The organism is Nocardia sp. NRRL S-836, assembly GCF_001279525.1.
Classification (GTDB): Bacteria; Actinomycetota; Actinomycetes; order Mycobacteriales; family Pseudonocardiaceae; genus Lentzea.
This window is the reverse complement of record NZ_LGDY01000001.1, coordinates 331,930-345,240: the sequence shown is the minus strand read 5'-3', so window position 1 is coordinate 345,240 and position 13,311 is coordinate 331,930. Positions and strand designations below refer to the sequence as shown.

9 protein-coding genes are annotated in these 13,311 nt (G+C 70.9%); 2 read left to right on the top strand and 7 right to left on the bottom strand.

The window, feature by feature from the left end; translation table 11 throughout:
- The first annotated feature begins 82 nt into the window (after positions 1–82).
- Complete coding sequence (locus tag ADL03_RS50640) at positions 83–751, top strand: hypothetical protein (protein ID WP_053731525.1); 669 nt, start codon at positions 83–85, stop codon at positions 749–751.
- Between the two features lie 45 nt (positions 752–796).
- On the opposite strand, the gene ADL03_RS01675 is transcribed toward ADL03_RS50640, so the two are convergent.
- Positions 797–2,074, bottom strand: a complete 1,278-nt coding sequence (locus tag ADL03_RS01675) for a hypothetical protein (protein ID WP_053731524.1) — start codon at positions 2,072–2,074, stop codon at positions 797–799.
- A gap of 190 nt (positions 2,075–2,264) precedes the next feature.
- Between ADL03_RS01675 and ADL03_RS01670 the strand changes: the two genes are divergently transcribed.
- Positions 2,265–2,705 (top strand): hypothetical protein, encoded by a 441-nt coding sequence (locus tag ADL03_RS01670; protein ID WP_053731523.1) that lies wholly within the window; start codon positions 2,265–2,267, stop codon positions 2,703–2,705.
- 21 nt (positions 2,706–2,726) lie between these two features.
- On the opposite strand, the gene ADL03_RS01665 is transcribed toward ADL03_RS01670, so the two are convergent.
- The 6 genes from ADL03_RS01665 to ADL03_RS01640 form a co-directional block, all read right to left on the bottom strand.
- Entirely contained in the window at positions 2,727–3,941 is a 1,215-nt protein-coding gene (locus ADL03_RS01665; RefSeq protein WP_053731522.1) for a cytochrome P450, read from the bottom strand.
- The gene (locus ADL03_RS01660; protein ID WP_053731521.1) at positions 3,938–6,322 is read right to left on the bottom strand and encodes an SDR family oxidoreductase; all 2,385 of its coding nucleotides are present in this window, start codon (positions 6,320–6,322) and stop codon (positions 3,938–3,940) included. Before ADL03_RS01660 ends, ADL03_RS01665 begins: the two co-directional genes overlap by 4 nt.
- Positions 6,323–6,345: 23 nt before the next feature.
- Positions 6,346–8,589 carry a beta-ketoacyl synthase N-terminal-like domain-containing protein gene (locus tag ADL03_RS01655; RefSeq protein WP_197287981.1) on the bottom strand — a complete coding sequence of 748 codons (2,244 nt, stop codon included), beginning with the start codon at positions 8,587–8,589 and terminating at the stop codon, positions 6,346–6,348.
- 4 nt (positions 8,590–8,593) lie between these two features.
- Positions 8,594–9,802: a DUF1493 family protein gene (locus ADL03_RS01650; protein WP_053731519.1), complete on the bottom strand. Its 1,209-nt coding sequence runs from the start codon at positions 9,800–9,802 to the stop codon at positions 8,594–8,596.
- 317 nt (positions 9,803–10,119) lie between these two features.
- On the bottom strand, positions 10,120–11,223 hold the full coding sequence (locus tag ADL03_RS01645; protein ID WP_053731518.1) for a polysaccharide lyase family 1 protein: 1,104 nt from the start codon (positions 11,221–11,223) through the stop codon (positions 10,120–10,122).
- A gap of 494 nt (positions 11,224–11,717) precedes the next feature.
- Entirely contained in the window at positions 11,718–13,160 is a 1,443-nt protein-coding gene (locus ADL03_RS01640; RefSeq protein WP_197287980.1) for an alpha/beta fold hydrolase, read from the bottom strand.
- Between the last annotated feature and the right edge of the window lie 151 nt (positions 13,161–13,311).

Below are 13,311 nucleotides of genomic sequence, written 5' to 3'. Positions count from 1 at the left end.
TCGCCTGTGACCTTCTCGTGCTCGTTTCGTAATATCACGCGCCGTACGACCATGCCCTGTCCCCGACGCAAGGTGTTCCTGAATGCCGGGCCGACATAGAACGAACCAGGCACCCAGCCGGAAGCTGCCCATCGCGGTCGCCACCACCCTCTCCGCGGGCCTGGTCGTGACCTTCTGGGCCGTCCACGCCTCCGGCCAGCCGGTCGATCCAACCGGAGCGGCCGCCCAGCTCGCGGTCTCGTCGAGCCCCGTCAGCCAGGACGCGCTGCCGACCTCGACCACCGCGCTGCCGTCCTCGTCACCTCCGGCGACCACCACCACGGCACCTCCGGTGACCACGACGCCACCGCAGACCACCACGCCACCGCCGCCACCGCCACCTCCTGCGCCGCCGCCCTGTCCGACCACCCTGAACGGCGTCAAACCGCACGTGGCACAGGTGGGTCACCACGTCGCCGGCAAGTTCGGCGTCGAGGACGTCGGCGGCGCCGCGGGCCGGGGCGGTTCGGGCGACCACCCGCTCGGCCTGGCGCTGGACTTCATGGTCGACCCCGCCACCGGCAACGCCCTGGCCGACTACGTGCTGGCCAACCGCCGGGCGTTCGGCGTCACCTACGTGATCTGGCGCCAGCGCTACAACGACGGCAGCGGCTGGTCGGCGATGGAGGACCGCGGTAGTCCCACGGCCAACCACATGGACCACGTCCACGTGTCGTTCCAGGCGAGCGCGACCGTCAAGGTCACCTGCTGACCGCTCACGGCGGCTGAGCGGAGGACCGCCCGCCCCGCAGCCGGGTCAAGGCGGGTCGGAGTCCTCCGGCGTGACCGATCGGGTCGACGACGTGGCCCGGTCCGGGGCAGCGGTCGAGGACGTCGGGCAGCAGTTGCTCGACGCGGACGCCGCCGAGTGCTCGGCCACGGCGAGGTGACGGAGCACGGCGGCCACGTAGTCGGCGGGCTCCTCGGCACCACGTGCCAGCACAACGGCACGCCCGTCCTCCTCGAACGTCACCACGGCCCCCGGCCCCGGATCCGGCCCGAGCCGATAACCGCATCCACCACCCAGAGCCGCCGCGAAGTCGTGCCAGTCCTCGTGCCGAAAACCCTTGAGCCGGTTGACCCGCCGGATCTGGCGGGCCTTGCGCGCGGGCGGTGTTAACACGAACAGCCTGCGGTGCGCCCCCAGCTGCCTGATCACCCGGAACTCGTACCGCAGCTCCGGCCAGTCACCCGGCGCCATGACCACGCACCTGGCCCCGGCCACCAGATCGGCGAACTGTTCTCGCCACGAGTCGTCGGTGGCGTAGTGGCGGTCGATGCCGTCGGGCGGGAGGTAGTCGCGCGGGTTGCCCAGGCCGTAGCCGCGTCCGAGCTCCTCGGCGATCGCCGGTGCGAAGTACTCCTCGAACGACATCGGCTCCGCGCGGTGGCTGAAGACCTTCCTGAGCTCCGGGCGGGCGCGGGTCTCCTCCTTGTCGCGCCGCCGGAAGCCGAACAGGCGACGTTCGTTGCCGAAACCGCGGATCCACACCACGGCCGGGCGTGGATCGACCGGTGGCAGCGCGTCGATGCGGTCCGCTCGCCGCGCCGCGGTGTGGCACAGGACCGACAGCATGGCCATCGGCAGCATCAGCTGGACGCCGACCGTGGCGGGTTTGCCGTTCAGCAGCAGCGCTGCCATCACCAGCGGCGGTGTCACCGCCGCCAGGTTGCCCAGCACCCGGAACGGTGTCCGCGGCCGCCGTCGTCGGCCTGACCGGACCGGCCGCGCAGGCAGGAGGTGAACGCACAGAGCGAGCCCGCCCAACGACACCGCGACACCGAGCAGGCTTGCGAGAACGACGAACACGTCGGCGCCGGGACGGACCAGCACGGCGCCCAGCCACGCTCCGCCCAGCAGACCGGCGAAGGTGGTGATCATGAGGATCGCGGGCGTGACAGGGCCGGTGCACCCCTTGGCCTGGGCCCGTCGCCACACCCGCATGAAGGCCGCGATCGCCAGGTACACCAACACCATCCCCACGGCCAGCGCGGCCGCGACGGCGAGCAGTGCGAGCACCACGCGGACCGTCATCGCACCGCCCCTCCCGTGGCCGCGGACGAGTCATGTCTATGCCCGTCACGCACGTGCTCGGCACCGCTGAACAGAGGATTCGCAGAACCTGGCCCGAGCAGGGGACCACGCTGCCCGCGCGACGGGTGGCCGATGGGACCCGACCGGGTGCGCCGCACGCGGCGGTGGCCCGGCAGGCTAGTTTGCCCCGGTGAGTTCTCTCGATGACGTGGCCGAACGCGACGGCTGGCGCTGCTGGGTGTGCGACGAACCGGTCGACCCCGGCATGTCGGTCAACGACGCGCGGGGGCCCAGCGTCGACAGCCGCACCACCGACCGCAAGGCCAAGCTCGCCGAGCGGCTCGCCCACCGCGGGTGCAACACCCGCAAGGGCGCGGTCAAGGTGGTCATCCCGTGGCCGGACGGCCTGCACGTGGCCGAACCCGCCCCGCTGATCACGGTCGCCGGGCGGCTGGAGCGCAAGGGCGGTCGCGAGCTGGTGGCCCGCTGCCCGACCAGGCAGGACGCCCAGGAGGCCGCGGACTGGCTGGTGGACCGGTTCTCCCGGCTGGTACCGGGACTGCCGGTGACCGCCGAGGTCCAGGCGGGTGGCGGTCAGTTCCTCGTCGTGCTGGCCACCGGACGCCGCTGACCGGGATCGGCGTCGACTGGGTCACCGCCGGGTGACGTCGACGACGAGCCGGGTGTACCGGCGGACCACGGCGCGTGCCTGACGCCGAGGCTGCTCGACCTCCCTGATCGCGTCGACGCGCGACGCCAGCCGCCGGAAGGCGACCTCGCCGGTGACGAGCGCCAACTCGCTTCCAGCGCACCGGTGTGCGCCCAGCCCGAACGACAGGACGTCGCGTGGCTCGGAATCCGGGGCGAGGAACCGGTCCGCCACGAACGTGTCCGGATCGCCGAACCTGCCGGGATCTCGGCCGAGCGCACCGAAACAGACGAGCACCACGCTGTCGCGGGCGATCGGGACACCGGCGAGCTCGGTGTCCTCCGCCGCGACCCGGACGCCGTACTGGATCGGGGGGTCGTACCGCAGCGTCTCCTGGACGAACGACCGCAGCAGCGCGTCGTCGTCACGCAGCCGTGGCAACAGGTCGTTGTGCGCCGCGAGCTGACGTGTGCCGCTGCCGAGCAGCGACCCGGTGGTCACGGTTCCCGCGCCGAGCAGGAACACCAGGTTGCTCACGAGGTCCCGCTCGTCAATCTGGCTGTGCCCCCTGAGCGAACGGACGAGCGGCGCCTCGCTGCCCGGTCGCGCCAGGACCGTGTGCGTGATGTGGTGGACGAGGTGCGACGTCGCCTCGTCGGCGTCCACGAGCGCCTTGTCCGGCGGGTGCATCTCGTTGCGTTCCAGGAACCTGTCGAGCCAGCCGGCCACCCGATCGGCGTCTGATCGCGGCAGGCCGAGCAGCTCGCCCATCACGGAATCGGGGATGGTCGTGAACGACCGGGCGGCGTCCACCGCGCCGTCGCCCTGGATGAACGGCATCGTGCCCGCATCGGCGTGCCGCGTGATCATCGGGCGCATCCGCTCGACCTGGTCGGGGGCGAAGAAACGCGCGATGAGGCGCCGGGCGGGTTGGTTGTCGGGTGCGTTGCGGAAGAGCAGGCTGCGGTAGAGCAGGTCCGTCGACCCGAACGTGCGCCAGGTGGGCCACAGCCGGTCGGCGTAGTGGTGGTCGGGTACCCGGAAAAGTCTCGGGTTCAGCAGGACGTCCGCGCACTCCCGGTAGCCGGTGACGAGCAACCGCTGACGGGTGATCGGCAGCACCGGCCAGTGCTCGATCAGCTCGCGGTAGTGGTCGTAGGGTGCGATCCGTCCGTCGGGCGAGAACAGCCGCAGCAGCACGTCGTGAGGACTGGTCACGGTGTGCCGTCCCGTCCGCTCAGCACGAGTCCGGACAGTGTCACGAGTGGGCTGCCGTCGTCCGTGTGTGCGATGCCATCGGCGACGCCACCGGCGTGTGTCACATGTAGACAGACACGGTTCTTCGTCTGCGTCAATGCGAGGTCGTTGTGTTCGGTGTGCAGCCTCAGCTCGGCGATCGAGTGGGGCGTCGCGAACCGGTGCGCGGTGCCGGTGGCGCAGGCGGTCTGCAACAGGGCGTCGACGAGCAGCCACGGCGTCCGGTGCGAGGCGAAGAACTCGCCCTCCGGGGGCGAGGGTGCCCAGCGCGCCGTTGTCGTATCGGCCGTGAGATTCAGGTCGCGGACCTGGTCGAACAGGCCCGACATGGACATCGTGGCCGGCGCGCGCCGGACGCGGAGCTGACGCGGCTGGGCGGGCGGGACGGTGGTGTCGGCGGTGCCGCCGACCGGGACCAGGACCTCGACGTGGTGGACACGGCGGCTGCGGTTCCCGGCCCCGAGGTGTGATCGGATGGCGACGCTGACGACGCCCGCATCGGGAGCCGTCGGCGTGAACGACGCGGCCAGGGTGTACTCCGCGAGGTGCGGGTCGACGGCGACGGGAGCCTCGAAGCGGATGTCCCGGAACCTGTCCACGACGGCACCGCCGGTGAGGTGGCCGGCGACCTCGGCCGCGAGTTCCAGCACGAGCGCACCGGGCACGAGCGCTCGCGACTGCCGCACGTGGCCGCGCAGGTGTGCGTGCCGCGAGAGGTCCAGTCGCCAGGCGGTGTCGTCCTGGTCGGTGTGGGACGGGCTGCCCAGGTAGGGGAGCCGGGCGCGGTCGTCGGCGAGGCCGGGGAACCGCGATCCCACCAGTCGCCACTCCGCTTCGCCCAGCAGGACCGGTGACGCGTGCCGCCCGAGGTGGTTCGCCGACACCAGCGTGGTGAAGATCCGCTGCCCCTCGGCGTCGCTGAGCAGGCCGAGCTGCCCGGTCCTCGCCGTGTAGTCGGTGAAACCGCTTCGCGGCCCGATCCCGGACTCACCCCACAGGCTCCAGCCGATCGCACACTCGGCGGGCGTGGCGCGGGCGGACTCGTACCGGGCGGCCGCGTTGAGCATGTCGTTGGCCGGTCCGTAGTCGATCTCGCCGGGCAGGCCGAACGCGCCGGCGACGGAGCTGAAGTGGCACCACGCGAGCGGCGCGGAATCGTGGAACGCCGCCCTGAGGTTGTGGTAGCCCATGACCTTGGTGTCGCGCACCCGCCGGAACGTCGAGAGGTCCTTGTTCTTCAGCCTTCGGGCGCCGCTGATTCCCGCGCCGTTCAGCACCAGGTCGATGCGCGGCGTCGTCGCGGTGATCGTCGCCGCCGCGCGCCGGACCGCGGCCGCATCGGTCACGTCGCATCCTAAGTAATGCACCCGGTCCGCCCCGATCCGTTCGCGCAGGGCGCGGATGGTTGCAAGCGCCTCCCGCGACCTGCGGCAACGGTCGTAGGTCGTCCGCAGGCCGCCGATGTGCGCACCGGGGTCCTCGTGGCGTCGGCGGCGCACGTAGTCGGCACCGCTCAGATCCGCGATCTCCGCGGATTGAGCAGCCATCACGTCCGGTTCGGTGGTGCCGAGCAGCCACAGCGCCGACGGCGGAGGGTTCATCCCCTCCAGGCACCGCGCGGTGATGCCTCGTGCACCGCCCACGGCAACCACGACGGGGCTGGCGACGGCGTGGTGTTCGACGGCGGGCAACGGCTCTGCGAGCGGGAGGAGCCGTTCCTCCCACCTGGTCGCCGGAGCCGATGCGGTCCGGTAGTAGGCGACGGGCAGTCCTGCGCCGCAGCCGGACTCCGCGCGCAGCCGCGCCACCGCGGCGGCGAGGTCGACGTCGTCGGTGACCACGGCGTGCACGTGCGCTGACGGCAGCTCCCACGCGACTGACTTCGCCATGCCGGTCAGCAGCGCGCAGTGCGGATGCGGGGTTCCGCCATCGAAGCGGTCGAGCACGAGGATCGTGACCGACGAGTTCTCGTGCGCCGGGTCCGCACGCTGTTTCAACGCCACGAAGGCCGCCTCCTGCAGGGCGAGAAGACCCGGACGTGGCGCGGCCGGCCACGCGGCACCGCGCAGGGACGTGATCACGCACAGCTGGTCGCTGACCGGTCCCGGCGGGGTGACGAGGTCCACCACCGCCTCCTCGTCCCAGGTGGCCGCAGCCTCCGGCACGAGCACGACCGTCACCTCGTGCGCCGCGACGGCCCGCACCTGGTCCGCGATCTCCGCGTCGTCGGTGAGCACCAGCGCTCCGGCCGGCAGCGGATCGCGTTCGGGGAAGCGGGCCACAGCGGGACGTGGCACCAAGCGGAGGTCGTACGGCCGCACAGTCGTCTCCACCGTGTCCATGTCCGCATCCATCTTCGGGGGCGTCACGGCAGCGGTGGGAGCACGTGGACGGTCGGTCCCGACTCCGTCGAGAACCGTTGGGGCAGTGCACCTCGAACGACGCCGCGGATGACGTCGAGCACGCCGTCCGCGGCGAGGTAGCTCGTGCTGCGGCGTGGCGGTGCCGCCGCGGGTGTGGGCGCCAGTTCGGTGCGCACCCGTGCGAGCACCTGCCAGCCACGGGCGGCAGCGGTGTAGGGTCGGGCGATCGCGACCCCGAACGCACCCTCGGCGATCTCCTGGCCCTCGCTGCCGGACGCGCAGGCGCCGCCGAAAGCATCGGTGTTCCACGCCATCACCAGCGCGAGGTCGATGTCGCCGCGGCGCAGGTAGCAGCCCGCGGTGTGCAGGGCGGCGAGTCCTGACGCCTCTCCGGCATCGACCATCATCGTCGGTCCGCGCAGGTTCCTGCGGTTGCCGACCCACCCGAGTGCGATGGACGACATGCGCCCGACCAGGCTGTACGGGCCGATGGCCTGGCCGCGGTCGCGGAGCTCTCGCAGGTACTGCTCCGCGGCCGCCTTCTCCTCGCCGTCCAACGTCTCCGCGAGCCCGTCACCAAGGCACCGCACGGTGGACTCGACAGCCGACCTGCTGACGCCGTACCGGGCGCCGAAGACACCCGTGCGTTCCTCCAGACCCTCCCACAACGGTGTGCCGTCTCCCGATCCCGCCAGCCGGCCCGCCAGCTCGGCCGTGAGCAGCTGGCTCACGTCCAGCTGGGCCGCGACCTTCGGCACGATCAACGAGCTCGCGAACGGGGGAAGCGGGTACGGGTCCTCGAACCGGGTCGTGCCGGTGGGATCACCGCCTCGGGCCAGCTGATCAGCGACCGACTCGTCCTCCGGCTTGCCCGGCAGCAACGCGCTCCACCGCACCAGCACCAGTTCGTCACAGGACGCGGGCGGAGCGGACCGCACGGCACGGGTCGGCGGCCCGGCCGGGTAGAGCAGCTGATGTCCGTTGATACCACCGAGTCCACAGGCGAAGACCCCGACGAACGACGGTTCCTCCGCCGCCAGCGGCACCGGTGCCGCGGGGACCCGGAGGGACAGGGAGCGGGCGTACTCCGGCAGCGACGTGTGGTTGGGCTGCCGGGGGACCGTCGACCGGTGCAGGCCGATCGCGGCCTGGATCAGCGAGACGATTCCGCAGGCCATGCCGGTGTGGCCGAGCATCGCCTTGTTCCCCGTGATCCACGGTGCGCCGCCGGGGTGGGCGGCGGCGATGGAGCGCAGCTCCGTCGCGTCCCCAGCCAGGGTCGCGGTGCCGTGCCCGATGATCCACGCGACCTCGGCGCCGGCGACGCCGTTGACGTCTCGCGCCCGCGTCATCGCACGGGTCTGGCCCTCCTGGCTCGGTGCGAAGATCGCTTTGCTCTTGCCGTCGCACGCGGCGCCGAACCCGGCGAGCACCGCGAGCACCGTGTCGTTGTCCCGCAGGGCGTCACTCATCCGCTTGAGCGCGACGATGCCGGCGCCTTCGGAGAACACCGTGCCGTCCGCCGCCGCGTCGAAGGCGCGCAGCTGTCCTGCCCGCGACAGCGTGCCCATCTCGCCGAAGTACACCTGGCGCAACGGTCCGTGTGAGCTCACGCCGCCGCAGAACGCGATGTCCACCTCGCCGTCCAGCAGATGTCTGACGCCGAGATCCACCGAGTACAGGGCCGACGGGCAGATGTTGTCGGAGATGAGCACGCGCGTGCCGGGAGGGAGCAGTCCCTTCGCGGCGCGGACGGCCTGGTGGTGGGGGAGGAACTCGGCGTGTCCGCGTTGCGCGCAGGGATCCGCTTGCGCGATCTTCCGCCTGATCGCGTCGCGCCGGTCTCCCGGCAGCCGCGCCGCGATCTGGTCGGCGAGTGCGTCCGCGGCGAGCGCGAGATCCATCTCGTAGCTCGTGTCCGTGGACGAGGCGAGGAACAGACCGGTGCGGCCGGTCGAACCAGGCGACGTGGTCGTGACGCACTGGTGCAGCGCGCGACGCAGCCAGGAAACCTGGAGGTCGCCGGCATCGTCCGTCGTCGCCGCCGGAACCTCGCCGAACCGCAGTTCATAGGGCTCACCCGTGTCGCTGTGGGTCAGCCGCGCCAACGATTCGAGCCCGCGGAAACGAGCGGAGGGCCCGAACACCGGTGGGCCGTCCTGCGCTCGTCTCCACAGCTCCTCGACGTCGTCACACCCCGGGGTCACGACACCGGCGGCGACGACGCAGACCTGGTCGGCGTGCACCGGATCAGGCCGTTTCCCGTGCCGCACCGGCGTCTTTCAGCAGCTGGGCCACCGTGCGGACGGTGATGGTCGCGGGCGACTCGACATGACCGAGCTCGACCGCCCACCGCTGCTGGGCCTTGGTCAGCACGAGGTGGTGCTGGAGGGAGTCCAGGCCGAACTCGGCTTCGAGATCGACATCCGGGGTCACCATCTCCTCCGGGATCTCGAGCGCGGCAGCGTAGCTTTCGCGCAGGTAGGTGGTCACCGCGTCGTCTGAGCTGGTCATGGCTGACTCCTCGGGGCTGGTGAGAAGAGCGGTCATCTGTCGGACATCGGTCTCGGTCAGACGTTTCTTGAACGGCGCCCACACCCGCGCCCTGCCGCCGAGCGTCTCGGAGACGAGCCGGGTCAGCGTGTCCTTCAGACCGCATTCCACGAACTCCGTCACCCCCAGCGAGCTCAGCTCCGTGACGGCGTGGCAGAAGTCCAGCGGTCGCACCATCTGGAGGGCGGCGAGCAGGACCAGGTCGTCGTCGGCTCCCAGCGCTCGCCCGAGCACGGGTGACCACACAGACGTTTTCAAAGGCGCGCAACGGATTCCACGCACGGACGCGAGGTACCGTTCGAACGCGGGGCCGAGCGCGACGTGGTGCTGGGCGTAGGGTCCGGCGCGCAGCCCGGTCACCCTGACGCCCTGCGCACGGGCGCGGTTCGCCAGCTGCTCGATCTCCCCGGCGGGGCCGGAGAGGATCACCTGCGTCGGGCTGTTCACCGCGGCCACCACGACGCCGTGAGCTCCTGCCGCGACCGTCGCCGCCTGGTCGGACGACAGCATGAACGCCGCGGTGGCCGCATCGGCGTTTGCGTGTGCCTGCAACGCTGTGGCGCGTTCGCACAACAGTCGGGTGCCGTCCTCGACGGTGATGCCCTCCGCCGCCACCATCGCGGTGATCTCACCGAGGCTGTGTCCCAGCAGGACATCCGGTCGCAGCCCGAACTCCTCCAGGAGAACGCGGTGACAGCTCAGTTGCGAGTGGTAGGTCTGCACCTCACCCAGCGGACTCCACGCCGTGAGATCCGGCTCGCTCAGGACGGACGGCCATCCGAGGTCGGCCGTCACGGCGTCGATCCGGCTGGCGAGCTCGGCCGCGAACCGCCGACCCGCGGGGTGGTGGGCGAACGGATCGGTGAAGAGCGATCCGAGGCCGGGAAAGACGAACGCCGTCTTCACGGGATCTCGTCAGGTCGAACCGGTGCACCGCTGTGCGGCGTGGTTGTAGCGGTCAGCGCCATGGAACTCCGCCCTTCGCCGCACCGCGTGGGACCCGACGCGGTGGACGGTATGGCAAGGGAACTCCGCCATCCACGAACCGTTCCAATCGATGGAACGACCTGTTCGTGGCGACCCGCCGAAGATCGGATTCCGCAACGGGGAGCGGGATCCGGCAGCGCATCGCCGCGCTCGGCGCGTGACCGTGTCCACATCGAACGGCCACGCGCCGAGCTGGGTGGGTCTCGTCGCCGCGTGCGGCGGACGTGCGGGGCTTTCTAGCAGCTGCCGTCCGTCTCCTTCAGACCCTTGTTGGCGCCTGCCGTGCGGCTCACGACGTTCGGCACGCAGCCGGCCTGGTCGAGGGTGAAGCTGTAGGGCACGGAGACGGAGGTGGTGGACTTCACGTCAGGACCGGCGGGCTTGTGGTCGCTGCTCGGGGCGGACCACGTCACGTTGTCGAAGACGTTGCCGCTGACCTGCCAGTAGCCGGCCTCGGTGGTGTAGAAGGTGCCGAGGACGTCACGGGAGTTCTTGAAGTAGTTGTTGTCCACCTTGGCCTTCGCGCCGGCCCGGGAGTTGATGCCGGACTCGTTCAGGCTCACGTAGTGGTTGTTGTACATGTGGGCGATGCCGCCCCGCAGCAACGGCGCCCGGGAGTCGATGTTCGCGTACAGGTTGTGGTGGTAGGTGATGAACCCGTTCGAGCGGTCGCTCTCACTGGACCCGACCAGCCCGCCGCGCCCGGAGTTGCGCAGGGTGCTGTAGGACAGGGTCACGTACTGGGTGTTGTTCTTCATGTCGAACAGGCCGTCGTAGCCCTCCGACTCACCACCCGACGCCAGGAGGTCGACGTGGTCGACCCAGACGTTGCGGACGTTGTTCTCCATCCCGATGGCGTCGCCGCCGTTGGACGTGGGAGAGCCGGACTTCTTGACGTTCCGGACGGTCACGTTCCGGATGATGATGTTGCGGGACTCGCGGATGTGGATGCCCACCTGGTCGAAGACGGCCCCGCCGCCGACGCCGATGATGGTGACGTTGCTGATCCGCTTGAGCTCGATCACGCCCGCGGCGGTCTCGCAGCTGCTGCCCGAGACCTTGGCGGTGTTGCCGTGGTTGATCGTGCCCGAGACCTCGATGGTGATCGGCGTGCTGCTGCTCGCCCGGCCGCACAGGGCCTGGTGGATCTGCGTTCCCGTGGTGGCCCGGACCGTCGCCCCGCCCTGGCCCCCGGTGGTGCCGCCGTTCTGGGACGCGTAGCCGGTCGCGGCGCCGGCCGCCGCCGACGCCGGTGACATCACCAGCACCGCACTGGTCACGCTCGTGGCGGCCAACGCCGCCACGACCGCCGGGATCCGCCATGCGACTGATCGTTTCATTTCGTCTCCTGCGTCTTCGAAGGGTGGACGGGGTGTGGTCGCACTCGTCGGCGGCGTGATCGGTCGGTGTTTTCGAAGCAGCCTCTGCCGCACCGGCTGGAATACCGCCGACCAATGTCGGCGGACACACCGGTGAACCGCTTTGTCGCACTCTTGTCCGTGCGCGGACTGCTGCGTCGCCTCCTTGCGAGCAGGACCGTGTGACGGCATTCCCAGCTGTGCTGATCGCGATGGCGGCCGGAATCAATGTGGCTGGGAGCGCTCCCGGCGAGTATTGCGCAAGGTCGCGTGACAGGCAATACAATTCACGTTCATGAACACCGAACTACTTGAATGTGCGACCACGAAGTGCCTTTCCGCCGATCAGCCGCCTGATTCACGGATATGAATAATGGGACATTGACTTGCTGATTTGCCCGTCGGTGTGAAGGCAATGCCGAATGCGGGCGGCACGTGCTACGCCCACATCCGGCCTGTGCGCGGCCTCGAAGCGGTCAGCGGCCGTTGACGGGATGGAACACGCTGAGCTCGCCGTAGGCCGACAGGGTGCCTTCCAGGTCACCGGATCCGTTGCGGAGAGCGGAGTCCAGGAACGCGAGGCAGGCTGCGGCGACGACGCGCGGGCTCTCGGTGCGGCCCAGTGAACCGACGATCGAGGGCACCGGTGGCAGGTACAGGGGACCGTCCATGAAGGTGAGGTGCGCGGCGCCGGGGATGGTGAGCCGGTAGTTCGTCGCCGTGCCGCGTGTGAGCACCTCGGTGAGCTGAGGCAGGTACCGCGGATCGGTGGCCGGGGTGATGGCCTGGGTGAGCGCGAGCGCCGGCTGGCCCAGGTCGGGCGACAGGGGACCGCGGGGGTAGCCGTCCAGGTCGATGACGGCGTCGATCCGGTGGTCCTGCCTGGCGGCCTGCAGTGCGGCGGCACCGCCCATGGAGTGACCGGTCGCGGCGACCCGGCCGGTGTCCAGGCGCCCGGCCAGCGGGTCCGCGCCGTCACCTCGGTCGAGACCCTCCAGCCGGGTCAGCGCGAAGCGGAGGTCGGCGGCTCGGACCGCCGTCCAGTCGACGGCCAGCCGGTCGTCCTCGTCCCGGTCGCCGGTGGAGACGGTCGCGGTGGTGATCGTCCGGCCGTCGTCGAGCACGACGGCGGCGGAGTCGTACGGGTGGTCGAGCGCGGCCACCACGTAGCCGTGGCTGGCGACCTGTTCGGCCCACGCGGTGTTCTGGGTGCGCACTCCGCCGGACCCCGGCGAGAACAGCACGATCGGGAACCGTTCCCCCGCACCGGCCACCGGGGCGTCGGGAACCGCATGGGTGCGTGCGCGCGGCACGCCGTCGAGGAGGAAACCCGGCAGGCCGACTCCGCGGGCGAGTGCTTCGGAGACGGTGCGCGCCTCGTCCTCGGTGCGTCCGAGGTACTGGGCGCGCGGCACGTCCGCGGAGCTGGTCCGCGCGGGGTACCAGAGCTGGGCCACGACCGTGCGCCGGTCCTGCGGATCGGCGGTGAAGGTCTCCGGGCGGTCCTGGTCGGTCCACTGCAGCACACGGGTGCCGACCGCGAAGCCGCCGGAGGGCTCCGGGAAGACGGGAACGGGGAAAGCCCACGCTGCCACGGGGCCTGTGGTGATCAGGCAGGCGCAGGCCAGCGAACCCGGCAACGCCAGCCACCAGCGGACCCGCCGGGCACGACCCCGCACCAGCGGGGAGAAGGCGAACGGCGCCACGACGGCCGCCCCGGCCAGCACCGGCAGCAGCTGCCAGCGGATGCCCGTCACGCACAGCGCGATCGCGGACAGCAGGAACACCGCCCCTGCCGCGATGGTGACGGATGGCCGGGCAGCGGCGGGCAGCCAGCGCGCCACCACCAGCGCGACGGCGCTGAGCAACGTCAGGACTTCCAGCGGGGACAGGTTCAGCCCCGTGATGATCTCGGTCACCCGGCCATGTTCGGTGCCGGACCCGTGCCGCCACATCGCTCCTCAGGCGCGATCTCGATGCCGTCCCCGGTGGCAGTCGAGCCCCCGGATCAGAGGCCGGACTGCGACCACGGGCGGTATCGGAACTCCTCCCGCGGTCGCACTCCTGCTC